This window comes from Pseudoalteromonas piscicida (assembly GCF_002208135.1).
GTDB classification, from domain to species: domain Bacteria; phylum Pseudomonadota; class Gammaproteobacteria; order Enterobacterales; family Alteromonadaceae; genus Pseudoalteromonas; species Pseudoalteromonas piscicida_A.
The window spans coordinates 305179-324464 of the sequence record NZ_CP021647.1 but is presented as its reverse complement, the minus strand read 5'-3'; the positions used below and the strand labels follow the sequence as shown (position 1 = coordinate 324464).

The following is a 19286-nucleotide window of genomic DNA, read 5'->3' as shown; positions in this document are numbered from 1 at the left end:
ATCATTTATGCCACTTCCTTTTATGATTTGACTTAAAAAAGCGCTCAACTAACGCGATAGTTACTTAACTAAACCATCGATGTTTTTATCCAATACACTATAAATGGCCTTAATAGCGGGATCGACACCATTGAAGTAGCTTGTAGCGTCTGGCAATACCGGCATATGTGGTGCAATCCAAATACGGTGGTCTTCCGCGCGAGAAGTTTGATGAAACTGCGACGAAACGAGTCCAAACACCCCACTAAACGGTAAACGGAACCTTCCAGCTTCACCAATATGGTTTGGCCGAGAACCACTTGGCTCTCCAACCAATATGGCATTGGTAAAACTATCAATATTGGTTAAGAGGTTTTGCGCTGCTGAAAAGGTATTGCGTCCCATCACTACAAATAACTTGCCTGCAGGCTTTGCCGCTTCAAAATAAATCAGTGCCTTTAGTAATGGAGGTAAGATGGATCCATTGCCGCCACTATTGTGTCGTAAATCCAGCACCAAGTGGTTTACTTCACCGTGTTTTATTGTCTCTATCAACTCAGCACTAAATTGCGCTAACGACTGCGTTTTCATCTGTGCAACGGCATTAAATTGTACGTACAAAACCCCATTGCTTTTATCCACTTCGTACCAATAAGGTTTGGTGGCGTTTTGCAGATATTGTGGGCTTTTTTTATGATTTACTGGCAAGGTCGGAAAGCCGCGAAATTCAAATGTTCGACCACTAAGGCGAATGGTCTTTTGCATGTTCTGTGCATTATCTACAGTGATAGACACTTCATTTGACGCATCGCTCAACTCTAGTCCAGCGAGTACTTCGGGCATAGCGAGATAATAAGGCGCAAGCCAAAGCTGCTGCATTTCATTATCTCGCGGATTAATCTTGGCAACTTTCGCCATTGCTTGTGCGGTTGGTGTTTGCCCAAAGGCTGTGACTTTATAGCCGATTAAATCACTAAACTCAGCTTCGGCGTCAACAATATACAGACCATCGGTAAAGGCATAAAACTGCACTGGCAAACGAGTGAAATTCCCTTTTTCTCCGAAAGTCGGCACGATAAAGTTATGTCCGTTACCAAGCGTGCCTATCATTCGCATCATACCGAAGACAATTTGCTGATCAGTTAACTTGGGTATATCTGAGCGCAAATTATCTGCCAACGTAATTAAATCGGGGTTGTGACTTGCCTGCTCGTTAACATGTAACCGCTTAATTTCTGAGAGCAAGAAATCTAAATCAGCGTTCCACTGTTGATCTCTGGTGAGCGAAGTGTCTTTATAACTACCTGTAAGTATCTGAAATTGCAGATTATCTTTAATGGAGTCGAAAACACTTTTAGTTGCTAAGCTACTGCGTTCGTCGTACCGCGCTGACAAGGACTTACTCAGCCACTCATTAGCTTCATCCACTTTACCCAGTGCAGCATACGCGCCTGCAATTTTTATCATAATGTCATTTGAGGGGCGCGAACCGGTAGGAATATTGGTTAGGTTAACACCCAGTGACAACGCCTTTTTCAACGCAATGATAGCTTGCTCATAATGCATTAATTGTATTTGCGTTAATCCCAATAAATACCAAGTATCTCCGTCATCTTGATACGATTTAGTAAGCTTTTGCAGTTGTGGTAACGCCTGTTGCCAATTTTTGCTACGTACCAACGCGAGTGCGTTGATCCGTGTATTTAGGTAATCCACTGGGGATTTAACAGTTAGTTGCTGTGCAACATGCGCTTGTTCGCTCGTTGGCGTCAACACCCGAATAGGCTCTGCAACTATGGTTTGTGCAACAAACACACAGCCCAAAGTTAAGCTTGTTCTCATGTGGACTAAAAAACTGAGATACGTCATCATTTTCCCTTTTTGTTGATTTAGCGCTGGGTTTTGCATAAGTTAAGATCAGCATGCATGTTTTAGCTGCGAAAAGCGTCGAAATAATATATGTACCTTATCCTCGTTTGAGCTATAACCCCTATAAAAAGAGCTCGGTTATGCTCGCTTTTTTCTACTATATGTTGGTTAAGAATAATACTTAATTGAGTTCTACATACCTAACAAGTATTAACAAATTTAACTCCACACCCTATTACTATTTGCTGTATCTATTGGATAGATTCACAGCTCTAAAACATACAAACCGAGATACACCATTGATATTGAGCGCTTTGCTTAGCAAGATAGCTGTTGCTGTATGATCGTATTATGAATTGACAGAAATACTTAGTTAGGTTTTTACCCAATTAATTTAACATTACAACGTCTCTTAGCTATAGCAAACCTTGCCCATGTATACTTAAACAAAGGTTTAACTATAAACAGTCTACGTATTGATCTCAGCCTTCTGTGTCTTTGAAATAATCAAAAAGTATCGTAAGAGTAGAGGCTAATAGCTCTAGCTTACTGGAACTCAATAACTGTACGCCACATTCGCTAAAAACAACAACGCCAGCGTGCTAGCTGGCGTTGTAAATAAAGCAAAAAAACAATTTTACTTCTTCTTTTGCTGCTTACGTACATTTGCAATACGAGAGCGGTTTTTTAATCTTGCTTCTGCACTTGCTTGATTCGAAGGCTTATTCACCCGCGCCTTACGACGTTGATGCGCAGGTTTCTTCTGGATAGTTTCAACCAGTCTTTCACGATTTGCCACTTCGTAGCCCGGCAGATAATAGCGTGAAATTTGCTGCTCAATTAACTGTTCAATATGAATAAGATCAGATTCTTCTTCGCGGCTTACAAAAGTGATCGCATAACCAAACTGACCTGCACGACCAGTTCTTCCGATGCGGTGAACATAATCTTCGGCAAGATAAGGCACATCGTAGTTAACCACGCGTGGCAGGCCAACGATATCCAATCCGCGAGCTGCGACTTCGGTTGCAACCATAACGCGTACTTTGCCTTCGGTGAACTCTCTTAAAGCGCGACGACGAGCGCCTTGCGTTTTGTCACCATGACATACATTTGCATCTATGCCATCAAGCTTTAACTCTGCAACTAGCTTGTCTGCGGTTTCTTTCATATTGACGAACACCAGCACTTGTTGCCAATTTTTGGTTCCGATCAGCTCAGATAGTAACTCACGCTTACGTTCTTCCTTAACAGGATAAACAACGTGGCGAACCGTGTCGGCTGTACTATTTTCTGGCGCAGCTTGAATCAACTTAGGATGATTCAACACTTGTTTCGCGAACTGCTTCATTGCCGACGGGAAAGTTGCAGAAAACAACAATAGCTGCTTTTGCTTATCCACCAGCTCAATGATTTTTTGCATGTCGGTGATAAAGCCCATATCTAACATGCGGTCAGCTTCATCTAACACTAAGTGTTTAACGTTACTTAACGTGACATTACCTAAGCGGATATGATCTAACAAGCGTCCAGGGGTCGCTACTAAAATATCCACGCCCTGCTTTAAGCGCTCAGCTTGGCCATTGGCGTTAACCCCACCAAACAGTGCCTGCACTTTCAAGTCTGTGTACTTAGCAAATGTCGCACAGTTGTTGGCGATCTGCTCGGAAAGCTCACGCGTTGGTGCCAAAATCAACGCTCTTGGCGTCGACTGCGCTTCAGCCTCAAGCAATTTTTGGATGATAGGTAATGCAAAAGCTGCGGTTTTCCCTGTTCCAGTTTGCGCTGTTGCGAGCACATCACTACCTTGACGGACAGCTGGGATAGCCGCCTGTTGAATTGGCGTTAATGTATGAAAATTGATGTCTTGCAGCGCATCTAAAAGAGGCTGTGCGAAACTAAATGAAGAAAACGTTGCCATAATAACCTACGACCGAGTCAAAAACGGTCGCAGATTATAAATGACAAACCGACTTTTAACAAAACTTAAGCAAGGTTTCGTCAATTAATTTTGGTGTCGAGCCGACAAAGTCACTTTCTTTTAACTGAGAGAGGAGTTCAATTCCCTCTTTTTGTTGAGCTTGCGACAGTGGCACATAAGGTAATCTAAATACCGGTTTGACCGCACCGGTCATAATCAAAGCCGAATTGATAGCGATTGGATTTGGTTCGCAGAAGAGCCAGTTCATTAACGGTTGCAATGACTGGTTAAGCGCTTGGTTAGGCGTGTCCATCAATTGTCTGAATAAGCCCGGAATGATGTTTGAAGCAACAGAAATAACGCCATGAGATTGGCTGTTGTGACGGCTATCGTGGGCTTGATCATCGTTGCCGGACCAACAGGCAATGCCTTTCGCTTCATAGTGCGTGATACGCTCATCACCCGCACATTCTTTCATGCCAACAAAATACTTGTGGCTGGCCAGCGGTTCAATGATATCAGGCGTAATGTCTTGTCCTGTTCTACCTGGCACGTTGTAAATAAAGCCGGGACCGATTTCTAATACTTCTTTCAGGTGAGCCTTTACACCCGCAATTGACGTTTTGCCATAATATGGATTTATTTGTAGTGCACAGTGCATACCCGATGCAAACCCATATTCAGTCGCTTTTATTGCTTCTCTGGTGTTATTGCTGCCAGTGTTACCAACAATGAGCAATTTATCGCCAAACTTATTCGCAGAATGGGCAATGAGCATTAAGTGCTCTTCCCAATTCATCAATTGGCCTTCACCTGTTGTGCCACCGACAACAATACCATCGACACCGCCTGCAATTTGCGCTTCGACTAGCTTGTCGTAAGTATCTAAGTCAATTTCACCCGCCATTGTGTAAGGGGTTTTAATAGCGGTAATTAAGCTTGCTTTTTTTATTGATTGGATCTGATGCATGGTCTTTCTATTACTCTTCCAGTTGACAGCCATTTTTACCATAAATCTGACTGAGATCCGACCCATAAACCTGAGTAAATCGGTAAAATCTAATGAAATTTAACTTTAGTGCTTGTTATTTGCGTAAAGATCCAGCAAAATCCAAAACACTGTATATTTATCCAGTTTAATTTTATGGGACTGACACATTTTCTAAATACGCACTTTTATACCACTTTGGAGCTGAGCAGGAGCTTAAAGATACCTGAAGAACAGCTCTTAGAATGGCAACAAATGAGCCTATTCCCAAATCCGAGTTATAGTATTCAAAATCAAATTAAGTGTAGTTCATACTTTGGCCTGTACGAATGTGAAGAATATACTGATTTTTATGCCCGAGGCCTACTCAATTGGGGGCAACTTTTACTTAAACATAAAGTAGATCAATCAAGTAGTGCATTTGAGTTATTTCAACAGCGGTACTGTGAAGCACTTGCGAAATGTATTGAAAAAGGCTTTTACACCGAAGACCCAAGCTTTAGTGATGACCTTACGGAACATGTACAACAAGTTTGGCAACAGTTTTTATGTGGAAAATATGGGGTGATCAGCCAAAATGGCCTTGTAGAGGAAGCGCTTTATATCGACCTCGGTCGCGCGATTATCGACGATATAACAGAAGCAAGAACCGCCACTAGCATTGCCCCTGAGCAACGCAGTCAGGTTCACAGCGCCATGAAGCTACTAAACAAAGCACTAGCAGCCAATACCCAAGCGGAGCAAACAGAGTCGTTACGCACTCGATACATTGACCAATTGATTAGTAAGTACGACTTATCAATCAAATAATCTGTTGTCTGGCGCACAGCGGTTCTGCCAGACAATCTATACTAACTATCTGCGTATTTATATTTGCTGTTCAATGTGCGCACGTATTATCTCAAATGCTTTTAAGACCTTTAACTGATCTTTACATAAGCTGTCGTACCAAGCATCGAACAGTTCATCATCTTGCTCACTAAGCGTTTGGTACTGCGCCAGTAGTGTCACTATGTCACTATGTGTACAAGAGAGTGTATCTAACTCTTGTTGTAACGCGCTGTCATCGCTGCTGTGAAGCTTAGCCAAAATTGAGTTATCTAACTCAGCATGTTTATCCATAATAAATGCTCTATATCTGTATTGCGTTGGCGAACAAAATACTTTCGCGAACGTACTAGGTTTTAATTATTTGCTAGGCCTCTCTCATTTAGTGAAGATTATTAACCGTTAAACCAGCCTCAATTGGATCTCACTCTTTTATCTCATATCTATCAAGCCAACAGGCTTACATCGATAGTTATATTCCAAAAAAGTCTATTCGCTAATATTCAGGTTAAGTGCCAACACCAATATGACTACTTGAGAAACTATCTAGAACTAGTTATATCAGGCAATTTTAAGGAAAGTAAGCCCCTTTTAATCAACTGCTCAAGATGCATTCAGTTTAGTTCCGCATGCGTCGACAAATTAGGCGTATCGCGCAAAATAGCGGCAACAACAAATTAGTTGTTGAGAATAGTTTTTATTTGATTTATATTTACGCAAGTGTTGATACAATATAACAAAACAATTTTAGGAGTCATTGTTGTGAAACCCAATATCCACCCTGATTATCAACTTGTTGCCTTTCATGATACATCGGTTGATAAGTACTTTATTGCCGGTTCAACCATTAAATCGGATAGAACCGTTGAATTAGATGGTAAGACTTACCCTTACTTCCCAATTGACGTCTCAAGTGCGTCTCACCCTTTCTACACTGGTAAACAGAAGCTGGTGGCAAGTGATGGTCGCGTTGCGCAATTTAACCGTCGCTATAAAAATCTTGCGACTAAAAAAGGATAAACCTGATGAAAGTACTGAGCTCGCTGAAAAGCGCTAAAAATAGACCTGGATGCCAAGTCGTAAAAAGACGCGGTCGGGTTTATGTAATTTGTAAATCTAACCCGCGATTTAAAGCGGTTCAAGGTAAGAAAAAGAAACGTTAAAGGTCAAAATGAGTACGTTTTAAAGGTGGGCATTGCCTACCTTTAGTCTATTTAAGGCTAGGACCTGTTTATCTTTCAAGTTTGTTTTTGCAGCAGTTTGATTGGTATTTATACAAGGCGGAGCCTGCGTAGCATAGTTGTTCTATGTGAGCCAGGCGATAAAGACTTTGTGCTCCTGGAAAGTCACCTTACCCCCTCATCCTTGTGGGGTAACACAGAAGAAATGCCAATCAAGCGCTGCCCTTTGGGTTCACCTGAGTGCGCTTTGTTCATTGTTGCTCAACTTTTACCTAGATTACTAGGCGGCAAGTCGAGCGTCGCGGCCAAAACACACTTAGGGGAACAAAAATCAAACAGCAAAGGTCAACAGGCCCTATTCTTTTGCTTCCCACAATGAGAATTCGCCTAGTTGAATTAGGCGTCCGCTAGCGCCGCCAATTCCACCGCCTTCACGGGTATGCTCAAGTTCCAACCGATACTGGGTATACGCATTTGGACTCTCGATAGCAAAGCTATAGTATTCCATCGTATTAGGTAATTCGCTGAACTGTTGAGTATCTAGCGTAATCCAATTAATGCCGTCATTTGAGCCCTGTAGCTGCCACGCATTAGGAAAGCGATGAGGGTTGTCTCCCGCTGTCGCTAATGAGTAGTATTTTGCTGTTTTAGCGCTGTCGAACACATAGTTAACCTGAGCCTTATTAATCTGTTTTATCGGCAACAAGTCAGGCGCATATTGTGCAAGCCAAGCGGGGGCTTCCAACACCACATTAAATTTAGAGGTAATATTTCTATCGTTAAGCTTATCTGCTCCCTCATTAAAAGGCACAAGTGCAGTACCGTTTGTTGTTACCTGAGTGCTAGTGGGTGCAAAGTTCTGATACCCAAGTGGTACTGGTGGTAACTTACCGACGCTTGCAAGATAGACTTGATACTCTTCAAATACCGCATCAATCCCACGCTGTTCACCAAATATGGATTTAAAAGCTTCGTCCAAACTCCACGCTTCAAGTGTTTTTGCTGCCGCGTTAAACTTGCGGATAAAATCCGTGTTACGATGACTTTTTTCTACCCACTCAAAGAAGAACGCCGTTTGATCGTAAGCATCAACATTGTAGTGTTCCATCCAGCGAACTCCACCGCGTCTATGCTCTAAGTAACCAGCATCTACTCGAATAAAGTTAGCCAGCGCTTCAAGATAGGTATGATAATCTGTGCCCGGACGATATTCTCCTTCAGCTGGAACATTATTGTAACCATGGGTCAGCTCATGCCACAGCACGCCAATGACTTCGTTACGGATAGCCTCATCTCCAAGACCCTCTAGGTTGGCGATGTGCTTAACATCAAACCTAAGCTCCATAGATTTGCCTTCACCCGCTTTTGATGCAGGCGCATCAAAGTCTCCAGTGATAAAAGTAACATGCTCAAAAATGTTGATTTCGGTTACATTATTAAATAAGCGCTTGGCAATCTTCAAAGAGATCTCATGAACAAGGGCATTTAGGTCTGGGACCGCACGTTCAAGCGCCAGCTGCCCTGGGTGCTCTGGTAGTTCCTTTTTCACTTCAATTATAGGCTCTGGAAACCCTGCCCATGGCGAGGCCGGGTCCCACACACGGATAAAGTCTTGCTGAACTAATGTCGCTTCCCCTTTATCGTTACTCGCAACCAGTGTAATGGTTTTTGGCCCTAATGCTTCAAACTTAACTAATGGATTTTGCTCTGTACTTGTCGCAGGAATACCACCTTCAAATGTCCACTGCCAGTGAGTCGGGTTAACTAACGACTCATCTCTAAAAACAATATACTCAGAAACTTCAGGAGTCGTGTTTGTCGCATTAAATGCGACGATAGGAATATCCGATATCGTTTTGATTTCGAGTTCCGCTAGTTGCGTAATATCAGCACCATAACTATCTGTACCACCATGTACTAAATCAAATTTGAAGTAGCGATACTTTTCGCCGCTTTCGGCCAGTTCAAAATTGCGAGTCAGTCCTCGAGCAGAGAATACTTCGCCCGCTCTCGAGTCCAGTTCAACCCACTCTTCTTTATCATTTGAGCCGTATACGACCCACTGTTTAGGATCTCGGTTTGCTTCGTCATTTGCTGACGTAAAGCTATATTCTCTGAGTTCAATCTCTGTCGCTGCTTTAAACACTACAGAGACGTTTGGCGCAAAAGCGAGGAATTTTGTGCTCGTGTTAGCGTCGATAAGTTTATCGACACTTTCACCTGCGGGCGACGCCTGCACACCATCCGCTAAGATAGCCTCTATTTCAACCCCAGTATCTGTGGTGATATTACGCAATGCACCAGAATCTAGCTGTGCAGATGATTGTGTTTGTTCAGGCTTATCACGTTCAACAAATTCAGAACCATCATTACAGCCTAGTAGTGTCGCAGCGACAGCCATTGCCACCGCTGATAGCATTAATTTTCTCATTTCGTTACCCTTTATTATTAAAATTGGTAGTTAACTTTTATTAAGAACTCGCGACCGTTCGTATCATAGTTACCCGCCTTGTAGAATGGGTAACTTCTGAACGAGTCGTCCTGAGGCGGCATCGCATTTAATAAGTTTTGTACCGTAAACATCACTCGAGTGTTGTCGTTGATATAATGACCAACGGTTAGGTTATGTTTTATCCATGCAGGTAACTTTTCTCTCTGACCAAAATCAGCACCGTTCCAATTTTTTCCTTTATAATTTACTTGCCATGAAATTGCGGTCTTTTCCAGTTGCCAAGTCAGGTTGAAAGATGCCATATCTTTGAAGTTATAGTTGTCTTGGCTGTCTAACACATCTGCAAGCGGATCTTCGGGACGAAGCTTTTCTTTTTTCTTTAAAACATGGCTGTAATCAAGCTTATAAATAAACTCGCCAAGTTCTGATTCAAGCGTTCCCTTGACACCAAAATTGACGCCGCCATGCTGCCTTTCTGCGGCATTTATATAACCTTCTCTGATAATGGCTGCGGTGTACGGTAATCCTTTTTTAGTGTTGCCTAACCAGTCTGTTGCCAAACCATCTTGATCGAAACGCTGTACTCTGTCTTGCATATTGGCGCATTTGGCTGAGGAAGGATCAATTAAGCCGTTTTCACACTTCCAGACATTATCAAGAATTTCGCCAGACCCAAGTCGAGTAATTTTGTCTTTCAGAACGATGTCATAAACGTCAACATTGAATGACAACTCAGGGGAGTACTCATACACAAGACCAAAGGTTAATGAATGACCAGATTCTTCTTTTAATGTTGGATCGCCCGCTGAAATCGTCTCATAATCGGCATTTAGCTTTGGCTCATTGATATTTGTTGTGTCTAAGTCTGCGCAGCTGATAGTTAATGCATCAGCATTATATTGAGCAGGATCTCCTGTGGTTTGGAAGCGTAGACAAGCATCGGCAATCACTCTGTCTGAGCCGCGTCCAAAGTTACCAGCAAACCCTTGATATACCGAGCTCATGCTTGGACCACGGAATGTTGTTCCATAGGCACTTCTTAGCATCAACGCGTCAGTGGGAGAATATTTAAAACCAACTTGATAAGTGAATGCACCACCAACATCAGAAATATCATCATAGTGGTCATAACGCAGTGCAATTTCACTAGAGATCTGTTCAGTAATTGGGATCATAAATTCTGTCGCCGCCGCATAACGGTTACGCTCACCATCCGTGATAACACCAGTCAGACCAACGAATTCTTTATTTAAAATACGACTATCCGGCGTTGCTCTTGTCCCTTCTTTCATCAGCTCAATATATGCTGCAAAAGACACAAAGCCAGCAGGGAGTTCAAATAAATCCCCAGACAAATCCGCAGTCAATGTTTCATTGAACGATAACCCATCATAGGTTGCCCAATCAGCCATGTTATACATATTGTCTTGAGTTAGAGGCGCGAAAAAGGCTTGGTAATTTGGACGGTAGATTGGCATGCCATCAACCTCACCCAACTTAGGCCCTTTTAGCCAGTTATTCCCCTCAACCGTGTGATGCAAGTATCTATCAGAGAAATCATATTGAGAGCGACTGAATCCAACGGAGTAATAGTAATCCGCTATCTCCCCTTCAAGACCAAAACTATATGAATAAGATTTATCGTCGTATACTCGACCTAAGCCATCATCCGTATATTCTGAATCATTCACTATCCGCCACATATACTTAACGGGTGCGCCGTATCCGCCGGCATTATTTTTGATATCAGGATCCCAAAACATAGATCCGTGAATGGACTCTGCATGAGCAAAGAAGAATGGATTTCGTGCGCCCTTTTTCTCTTGATCGATATAAAATCCGTTAACAAAGAAGCTGTGCTCGTCGTTAATGCTGTAAACCGAGTTAATATACAAACTCATGGTTTCGACTTGGTTACGTAGCAAATTGTTGCCAGTTTCATCCCAGCCACAGCTTAGGCCGTAATCATTACGGCTAATAAAGTGTTGAACTGCTGTCGGGTGTGGGTTGTTATCGGTGTTGCAGTACTGTGCAGAATATTGATTTTTGAACTCGGTGTTCTCGGCCCATACGGTAATCGAGCGATTTAGCTCTCGCTTGTTCGTTGGATCTGGATTATCCCAAACACTATCATGAAAAGGTCTGTCAGCACCGGTAAGCGCTTCTTCAGTTTTATATTCTAGCGAGTAGTCAAACGTAAAGTCGTCTTGCTCAAAACCACCAACAAACGACAAGCCTTTCTTATCACCCGTACCATAGGTGTCTTGGCCGTAGAATGCTTCAACAACATGCTCGTCCATCCCTTTTTTGGTGATAATATTTACAACCCCAGCCATTGCATCTGAACCGTAAATTGCTGAGCCACCGCCAGATTGAATATCGATGCGCTCAACCATTGCAGTTGGTAACATATCTAGATTAACAAAATTAGTTTGACCACCGTAAGGCATTGGGTAATAAGCCAAACGCTTACCATTAACAAGAATAAGAGTGTATTCAGGTCCAACACCTAATAGGTTTAACTCTTTCGCCCCCGGTGTATAGGAGCCTGTTTCTACTTCACCGAGAACGGCACCACTAGCGGCGGAAATACTACTCAGTGCATCATATACTGTGTTGAATCCACTTCTGACCATATCCGCAGAAGAGAGGCTTTGAACATTGGTAACGCCTTCAATGGCGATACGTTTAATACGAGAGCCTGTCACCTCAACACGTTCTATTTCTTCTACTTGCTCATCTGTTGCGGCTGTTACTGAATTGGTTGCTACTGCTGAAAGAACAGCGGCTGCAATAAGGCTATGTTTATACATTATTGTTGTCATAAGACCCCCATGATTTAAAGGAACGTTCCAATTTATAATTAAAATGTTATTCCACCTTTTGCAAAACCAACAAAGCAATAGGCAAAAACAATAAAAGGGAACGTTCCAATTATGAGCAATAAAACTATCCTGTCAACAAATTATGTACATTTATGGCATAGTGATGACAGATTGTAATCATCTAGTTCTTGCTAGTTAACTGCAATTTCTTGGCATTTAGTTCACTTTGGTAGCGAGACCAGAGCTTATTGAGAGACTCGCCGGTAACCGCTTTTATTGCATCTTCAAATGACCAGTTTTCTATTTCTACCGCAGTTTGATTAAAACGATAGGCAAAATCTGGATGAGACTCAGAAAGCCATGCGAGAAAGAATCCCGTGTTCGTGTATCCACCAACCCAAGAGTCCGACGGCTTAGGTGAGCGCGTTTTATGAAATCCAGCTTGAATGCGAATAAGATCCGCCATTCCTTCAATAAACGCATGTACATCGGGCTCAGAATAACTTCTCTCTTTTGGGAATAGCTGATACCCATGGGTAAGTTCGTGCCAAAGTACACCAAGGAGTTCGTACTCAACCTGCTCGTCTGGTTGTGCGGCCAGTTTTTCAGTGATGTACTTTGAGCTAAACACGATTTCCATATTCGTTTCATCCCCAGAGCGGTACGCTATTGTGTCCATCCACTTTAGCCTGAATGTGACTTGCTCAAACTCTGGCAGCTCTGCAAAGTGTTTATACAGCCTTGGTGCCAGTTGACGAGTAACTTCATTAACTGTACTGGCTATATCAGGAAATAACGCTTGAAGGCGTTTCGAACCTGCCGACTCTGTATCTTCAATAACCACCTTGACCTTTGGTGGCTCAAAGCCTTTCCAAGGGTGATTTGGATCATAGATTTTTAAATAGTTCGCACGGGTTTTAAGGTCCGAACCATACGCATTTTTAGTGGCTAGAGTGACATCATAGTTACCAGGCTTGTCATAAACTACTTCAACACTTTTTGTGGTTGGCAATATTGCTTTGCCCTCAGCCTTCCAACTCAATTTTGTCGGTGAATTTTCAGATATCGACTGCAGAGAAATTGGCTCATTGATCTTGGCAACCGTTTTATCTGCAGTAAAATTCGCCAGAGGTAAGTTTGTTTGTGCATAGAGCGCCAAATCAGCGATTTGCAAAAACCGGTCGCCCCATTGAGTTTTACCTTCTTGTGCCACAGTAAAGCGCACGTACCTCGCATCCGTTGTTTTGGGTAGGTCGAAAGCGAGCGTTTCACCCCGCCTTGAAAATACGATATTGTTGCGTTTATCAGCCTCTTGCCAAAGCTTACCATCTTTAGATACGGCTACAGTCCAATGCTTAGGGTCTCGGGCGGGGGCATCTTGCGCTGAAGTGAGACGATACTGTCTAAGCGCTTTTACGTCTTTCAGATCAAATACAATCTCTGCGCTAGATTGCTTAGATAAGAATTTGCTTTTTAGCGACCTATCAACAAGTTGCTCTATCCCCTCTCCTTGGATTTGCTCCTTTACGTCACTCGTTACAGAGAATACATCGCGTTCGGTGATGTCGTAGAGTGCATTGGCATTCGCCAACGAGGAGCCACAAAGTGAAAGTAAAATTAGACTAGCTATTGAGGAGGTTTTCATCGAAATTTCCCAGATTAAAAACAGATATACTGGATCGTTCCAATTGATAATGCAACTTCTTTTGAGCAGATTTTTACGTAACTTCTAAATGCGAAAAAGGATATCGCTATTTCACCGCTTTTGGATCTTATGGAGAACTAGCGAGCTTGAAAGGTCAAGCCACGACTCGCTAGTCTTTTGTCATGCTCAACTAAAGCCAAGACAGATGAGCAAAGCCGCTGTGATAGAACAAGGAGTAACCACAGCGATAGGATAAGTTAACTACCAAATAGTAATTCCCAAAAGCTCGGTGGCTCGTGTAATTTGTGGTATTGCTTTCTCAACTCATCAATTTTTAATAGCATTTCACGGGCTTTCTCGACCCTTCCCGAGTCTATTTCATGGCTCGCCTTAGTAATGGTTTCGAGTACTTTATTCAAGCCCTCAACTGACTCGGCTGACACCTTTTGCTTAAACTTAAATTGTTTGCTTTCTTTAACGAGTGTTGTCAGTTCGGTTAAGTACGCTTGCATTTCTTGAGCAGATTGAGATTTCACAGCCAGCTTATAGATATGGCCCATTTCCTTCATGGTTTTATTCAGTTCGCTTGACTCTTGCGCAACCCCTGACATCGAAAACAACAACACGAATATAAATACGATTTTTCTCATCAAAGTCCCCTTACTATTTGCGCGCTAGTATAAAGCAATTAACGCATGAGCTAAATTCAATGCTATGAAAAATATGCTAGATCCGAATAGCAACCAAAAAACAGGCAGATAGCGCAACGATTCTAGCGTAAACTATACTTATAATTAACGATGTCGCGTAATTAGCAACACACTTTTTGAATATCAAAAATGTAGAGACTTATGATCCGAAAATTGTTGTTCATCTTTTTATTTTTATCGCCGATGGCCGCGCTATCTGCACAACGATTCAACGTTCAATTTGTAAACCCCGGCTTTGCAACAAAAAACCCTACAGGGGACTTTTGGTATAACGTCAGCAACGTGATGATTGCGGCCGCTAATAACATGAATATTTCTCTCAAAATTAGTTATGCGCAGCGCAACCATATTTTGATGAAGTCGCTCGTAGAGCAAGCCTTGAAAAGTGATGCTGATTACCTTGTGCTGGTTAACGAAAAGTCGAGTGTCATTCCCTATTTATTAAACACCAAAGCCACCAACATTAAGATTATTTTCTTGCTCAACGGACCGACCAAAACAGAGGAGGTGGCTTTGTTAAAGGCAGGACACCAAATCATTGGCACCATTGAGCCAGACAATTTCCAAGCCGGTTTTAAATTAATGCATCAACTTGCGCGAAAAGCGCTTAGATCCTCCAATCCATCGCAACATGTATTAGCTTTGCTAGGTGACGTGGCGACGACTGCGGCATTGGACCGACAAAAAGGCATGCGTGCTTATCTTGAGCACCATAAAGAGCTGGAATTAATTGCAGAGGCAAATTGTCAATGGTCTCAGAATGAAGCTTATCGCCTCACTAAAGCGTGGTTACAGCGAGATCCCGCAATCACAACAGTTTGGGCTGCCAATGATCCTATTGCTTATGGCGCATTACTCGCTGCTAAAGAGTTAAACCATAAGATCGTCATAGGTGGGATTAATTGGGATGAAGGTATTGCGCCTAAGTTAGATGTTTCGATTGGCGGGCATGTGTTGCTTGGCGCCTACACCTTAGCTCGGCTAGCACAATATCATAGAGACTATACGCCAATAGACAGTGTGACCTTGCCTATTTTCGAATCGCTGGATGACGCAAACTTATCTTTGTATCATGCCATACATGGAAACTTTCCTGAACACCTGGACTTTTTACGTTACATTAGCGATCCAGCACAATTTACAATTACAGAACTAACTCACTCACTTAATGAAAATAAATACAATAATAATATAAAGAATTGAAGATTTAAGAAAAATTAATTAATGCATTAAATAAAACCCAGAAAGATAATGCAATTTAAACCTGTCTAAACTTTACACATTGACAGCGATGTCAACACCTGTTTTAGTAACAAACGTAAACAACATGTAAAACAGGTGAAATATGAAAAACAGAAATACAGTAGCAAAACTTCTTAAACTTTCGACCCTTAGCGCCTGCGTTTGTGCAAGCCTTTCAGTTGCTCATGCAGATACCCAGCGCGTTATTGTCACGTTAAAAGACAGTGCGACACCAAAAACTCTGCCAGTGCGCTTAAATCAAGCAGAAACAGCACAATTTAAAGCACAGGCTTTGTCTGAAGCAGCCTACTCAACCTTAGGTACTTCTGCTGTCAACACATTGCCAAGCATTAATGCATATGTTGCCGAAGTTTCTACTACACAAATGCAACAACTACAAACAAGCGATAATGTTGCTCACGTAGAGATTGACCCTAAACGTTATTTGCCAAGTGTGGAAACCTCTGCAATTGATTTACTTGCTGAAACCACACCTTACGGTATTAATATGGTGCAGGCTAACCAAGTGTCAGACAACTACAGCGGTAACCGTAAAGTATGCATTATGGATACAGGTTATACACTAGGTCACCAAGACCTACCTAGCACAGGCATTACTGGTAATGACGGCTATGGTAACAACAACACAGGAGTATGGAGTAACGACGGTAACGGCCACGGTACTCATGTTGCCGGCACAATCGCCGCTTTAGGTGGTAATGGCACAGGTGTAGTCGGGGTAAACCCATCAGGTCAATTAGGTCTTCATATCGTTAAAGTGTTTAATGACCAAGGCCGCTGGGCTTATGGTTCTGACCTCATTAAAGCAATTGAACAATGTGAGCAGGCTGGTGCCAATGTGACTAGCATGAGTTTAGGTGGTAGCGGCAGCTCAACAGCAGAACGCAATGCGTTTGAGCAGAGTTATCAGCGTGGCATGCTTCATATTGCAGCCGCTGGTAATGCGGGAAATAGCTCTTTAAGCTACCCAGCATCGTATAACGCAGTTGTGTCTGTGGCAGCGGTCGATAGCTCTGAGTCAAAAGCCTCTTTCTCTCAATACAACAGCCAAGTAGAAATTGCAGGCCCAGGTGTTGGTGTAAACTCTACATGGAACAATGGCGCGTATCGCAGTATTAGTGGCACTTCAATGGCGACGCCGCATGTCTCTGGTGTTGCTGCATTAGTGTGGAGCCATTTCCCGCAATGTACTGCTCAGCAAATTCGCCAAGTGTTGAATACAACAGCAAAAGACAAAGGCCAAGCAGGTCGTGATACTTCTTACGGTTATGGTATCGTGCAAGCAAAAGCAGCAGTTGATTATCTAACAAATAATGGGTGTGATACGTCAGGTGCAGTCGATGCAAACTTTAACTTCAGCGTATCAGGCCTCACTGCGACATTTAACAACCAATCAACCGCAGGTAGTTATCAGTGGGAATTTGGTGACGGTGCGACAAGCTCACAAACCAACCCATCACACACCTATGCTAACACTGGCACGTATCAAGTGACACTCACCGTCACAGCTTCAAATAACAAAACTGCATCTAAGACATTAGCAGTTACCGTTAGTGATGCGCCAGCTGGGTGTAATGGTATTCAAGAGTGGAATGCAACTAAGTTCTACAATACGGGCGACCGCGTTTCATACAAAGGCTTTGAATATCGTGCTACGTTCTGGTCACAAGGTGCAAATCCTGAGATCTACTCAAACGTTTGGACTAAAGTCGCGCAGTGTAAGTAAGTTAGTCATTTTCAGTGGCGCTTAAGCGCCACTATTTAATGCCAGCACTGCACTACAACACAGAATAACAGTGATCATCAGCCATTCTTTTGTTGAAATTGCCTCTTTAAAAAACCACATCCCAAGCATACTCGCACTGACTATCCCAATGGCCCTTTTCAATCCTTCAACAAGCCCCGGTTGAATTTCAGTCAACGCCTGCATTTGGAAGATGACGGCAGCGGCGAATACCACAGAAGAAGTAGCCCAGAGTAGCCAATGTGCGCGAAAATTTTGATTTTTAAACTGCGGTCGCAACAAGATTAGATTAACAAAAAATACCATAAAGGTTAGAAACCCAGCATGAAAAGACAGCGAGCTGTATTGCAAAGCCTGCTTATCGAACACGATACAAAGCCCCAGCAAAATGAGGTGATTACAACTTGTTTTGCGCCAGGTTCTTGAAAAGAGAATCTGCCTCCTTGCAATAAAAACGAAGCGAGGACAATAGCGGCGATCAGCATTGACTGCAGTGTGGTTAAGCGCTCTCCGAGTAGCAGCCAAGCAAACACGCCTGCAAGTGCTGGTGTGATGGATAAAAGAGGTAGGATCACTGCCATTCGTCCAAGCGCAAGCGCCTGAATAAAGTTTACGCTACCAATAGCAGCCAAAATTCCGCTGGCTATTGCTGGAGCAAGATAAGCGGAGCTTGGTAGTTGTTTGTCAACAACCAGCCAATAGCCAATGTATGCAGGTAAGACTAGCAGGCTAAATATCACCGACATTTGCGCGGCTGAATAATGGCACGCTAGCCTTTTTCGTAAAAAATCAAATACCGCCCAATTTAACGCACTGAATAAGGCTATGGCCATTTATTATCCCTGTTGTAGTGCAATTTCCGTTTGAAACTTCATGTAATCATTGATTTTTACATGGTCCGATTTCCAGCCGAGCAGAAAGCGATAAAAGTCAGCCCACACCACAGGCCACAACGATTCCCACTCAGAAAGGATCTGAGCAATATCAATAGAGGCTGCTTTGCCCAATAATTCTATTCTCAACATATCTAAATACAACTTGAGATACTCGTCGGCATGCAGGAGCTGTTCTTTTTCGTCTAAAACCGACGTTATAAACAGCATTAAGTCTGACACACCAATACCCTTTCCGACATACTGAAAATCGAATCCCAGTGCTTGGTCGCCATTAAAAGCAAAATTAGCTAGCTTGGCGTCGCCATGGATCCAAGTATGCCAATGGCTATTCTTGATACGATCTCGTAATCGAGGCGCCGCTTGTTTAATGCTACTGTTTTGCATTCGCTCAAGCTCATCTGGTCGGGTATCCAAGTGCCAATAGTTTCCTTGCTCCCAGACGTGCTCTGCGGGGCTTTGTAAAAAGTGAGCATGAAATTTAGCTAACCACCCTATCACCGCTAATATTTGTGATTCGGATGGATTAGCGGTTTGCGAAAAACCTTGAGTTGAGAAGTCTCTGAAGACGATGTATTCCATTCCTTCACTTACCCTTCTCCTAAATAACTAGGTGTGTTACAAGGTGAAAGTAACTCGCATGCATGATGCTTGTAAAAATGACGTTCTACTTGATAAGACTTAACCTTACGCGCAAGCGCCACTGAGGATTGCTCAATTCGCCGATGTACAATGTCACTAGGCACTTTGGTGCGCTTAATTGCGAGCTTCCCAGCATCATGATTGATAAATAACATATCACCACAACCGCTCCATAATTGTTGCTCTTGCTGTGTTGACATAGGCGCAGAAATTACATCGTTCGGAATACTTATTTTCACTGTGTTACACCTTTTTTGTTATTTAACCTGAAATAGGGATGAGCAGTTTTGAAAGCAGCCGTCACATAACATCATTCAACTCTAGCTTGATGTCTTTTAATTCAGGT

17 protein-coding genes are annotated in these 19286 nt (G+C 42.7%); 5 read left to right on the top strand and 12 right to left on the bottom strand.

What is annotated here, in order from left to right:
* Nucleotides 1-60 precede the first annotated feature (60 nt).
* From B1L02_RS19955 to dapA, 3 genes are all read right to left on the bottom strand, one after another.
* Nucleotides 61-1821, bottom strand: coding sequence for a TPR end-of-group domain-containing protein (locus B1L02_RS19955; protein ID WP_232003229.1), 1761 nt, complete (start codon nt 1819-1821; stop codon nt 61-63).
* Nucleotides 1822-2485: 664 nt separating this feature from the next.
* Nucleotides 2486-3769, bottom strand: a complete 1284-nt coding sequence (locus B1L02_RS19950) for a DEAD/DEAH box helicase (RefSeq protein WP_088532530.1) — start codon at nt 3767-3769, stop codon at nt 2486-2488.
* 55 nt (nt 3770-3824) lie between these two features.
* Nucleotides 3825-4739 (bottom strand): 4-hydroxy-tetrahydrodipicolinate synthase, encoded by a 915-nt coding sequence (gene dapA, locus B1L02_RS19945; RefSeq protein WP_088532529.1) that lies wholly within the window; start codon nt 4737-4739, stop codon nt 3825-3827.
* Between the two features lie 174 nt (nt 4740-4913).
* On the opposite strand from dapA, the gene B1L02_RS19940 reads away from it, so the two are divergent.
* Nucleotides 4914-5567 (top strand): DUF6058 family natural product biosynthesis protein, encoded by a 654-nt coding sequence (locus B1L02_RS19940; RefSeq protein WP_088533133.1) that lies wholly within the window; start codon nt 4914-4916, stop codon nt 5565-5567.
* A gap of 57 nt (nt 5568-5624) precedes the next feature.
* Here the strand turns inward: B1L02_RS19940 and B1L02_RS19935 are convergent, their stop codons facing one another.
* Nucleotides 5625-5879: a hypothetical protein gene (locus B1L02_RS19935; RefSeq protein ID WP_010373062.1), complete on the bottom strand. Its 255-nt coding sequence runs from the start codon at nt 5877-5879 to the stop codon at nt 5625-5627.
* 468 nt (nt 5880-6347) lie between these two features.
* Between B1L02_RS19935 and B1L02_RS19930 the strand changes: the two genes are divergently transcribed.
* Both B1L02_RS19930 and ykgO read left to right on the top strand, forming a co-directional pair.
* Nucleotides 6348-6605, top strand: a complete 258-nt coding sequence (locus B1L02_RS19930) for a type B 50S ribosomal protein L31 (RefSeq protein ID WP_088532528.1) — start codon at nt 6348-6350, stop codon at nt 6603-6605.
* A 5-nt stretch (nt 6606-6610) separates the two neighbouring features.
* Nucleotides 6611-6748, top strand: a complete 138-nt coding sequence (gene ykgO / locus B1L02_RS19925) for a type B 50S ribosomal protein L36 (RefSeq protein ID WP_088532527.1) — start codon at nt 6611-6613, stop codon at nt 6746-6748.
* Nucleotides 6749-7121: 373 nt separating this feature from the next.
* Here the strand turns inward: ykgO and B1L02_RS19920 are convergent, their stop codons facing one another.
* From B1L02_RS19920 to B1L02_RS19905, 4 genes are all read right to left on the bottom strand, one after another.
* A complete protein-coding gene (locus B1L02_RS19920) occupies nt 7122-9197 on the bottom strand; it encodes a basic secretory protein-like protein (RefSeq protein ID WP_088532526.1) in 2076 nt (691 codons plus the stop codon).
* Nucleotides 9198-9214: 17 nt separating this feature from the next.
* Nucleotides 9215-12043, bottom strand: coding sequence for a TonB-dependent receptor plug domain-containing protein (locus tag B1L02_RS19915; RefSeq protein WP_088532525.1), 2829 nt, complete (start codon nt 12041-12043; stop codon nt 9215-9217).
* A 181-nt stretch (nt 12044-12224) separates the two neighbouring features.
* On the bottom strand, nt 12225-13688 hold the full coding sequence (locus tag B1L02_RS19910) for a basic secretory protein-like protein (RefSeq protein WP_088532524.1): 1464 nt from the start codon (nt 13686-13688) through the stop codon (nt 12225-12227).
* A gap of 257 nt (nt 13689-13945) precedes the next feature.
* The gene (locus B1L02_RS19905) at nt 13946-14338 is read right to left on the bottom strand and encodes a cytochrome b562 (RefSeq protein ID WP_088532523.1); all 393 of its coding nucleotides are present in this window, start codon (nt 14336-14338) and stop codon (nt 13946-13948) included.
* A gap of 201 nt (nt 14339-14539) precedes the next feature.
* Here B1L02_RS19905 and B1L02_RS19900 point away from each other — a divergent pair, with 201 nt between their 5' ends.
* Entirely contained in the window at nt 14540-15601 is a 1062-nt protein-coding gene (locus B1L02_RS19900; protein WP_088532522.1) for an ABC transporter substrate-binding protein, read from the top strand.
* Between the two features lie 142 nt (nt 15602-15743).
* Nucleotides 15744-17387, top strand: coding sequence for a S8 family serine peptidase (locus B1L02_RS19895; RefSeq protein ID WP_088532521.1), 1644 nt, complete (start codon nt 15744-15746; stop codon nt 17385-17387).
* Nucleotides 17388-17408: 21 nt separating this feature from the next.
* Here B1L02_RS19895 and B1L02_RS24735 read toward each other — a convergent pair whose 3' ends face one another.
* From B1L02_RS24735 to B1L02_RS24725, 4 genes are read right to left on the bottom strand one after another with little or no spacing between them, the layout of a single operon-like run.
* Nucleotides 17409-17711, bottom strand: a complete 303-nt coding sequence (locus B1L02_RS24735) for an SMR family transporter (protein ID WP_232003228.1) — start codon at nt 17709-17711, stop codon at nt 17409-17411.
* 5 nt (nt 17712-17716) lie between these two features.
* Nucleotides 17717-18238, bottom strand: coding sequence for an EamA family transporter (locus B1L02_RS24730; protein WP_232003227.1), 522 nt, complete (start codon nt 18236-18238; stop codon nt 17717-17719).
* Nucleotides 18239-18241: 3 nt separating this feature from the next.
* A complete protein-coding gene (locus B1L02_RS19885) occupies nt 18242-18880 on the bottom strand; it encodes a phosphotransferase (RefSeq protein ID WP_232003226.1) in 639 nt (212 codons plus the stop codon).
* Between the two features lie 8 nt (nt 18881-18888).
* Nucleotides 18889-19179 (bottom strand): hypothetical protein, encoded by a 291-nt coding sequence (locus tag B1L02_RS24725; RefSeq protein WP_232003225.1) that lies wholly within the window; start codon nt 19177-19179, stop codon nt 18889-18891.
* Nucleotides 19180-19286: the final 107 nt, after the last annotated feature.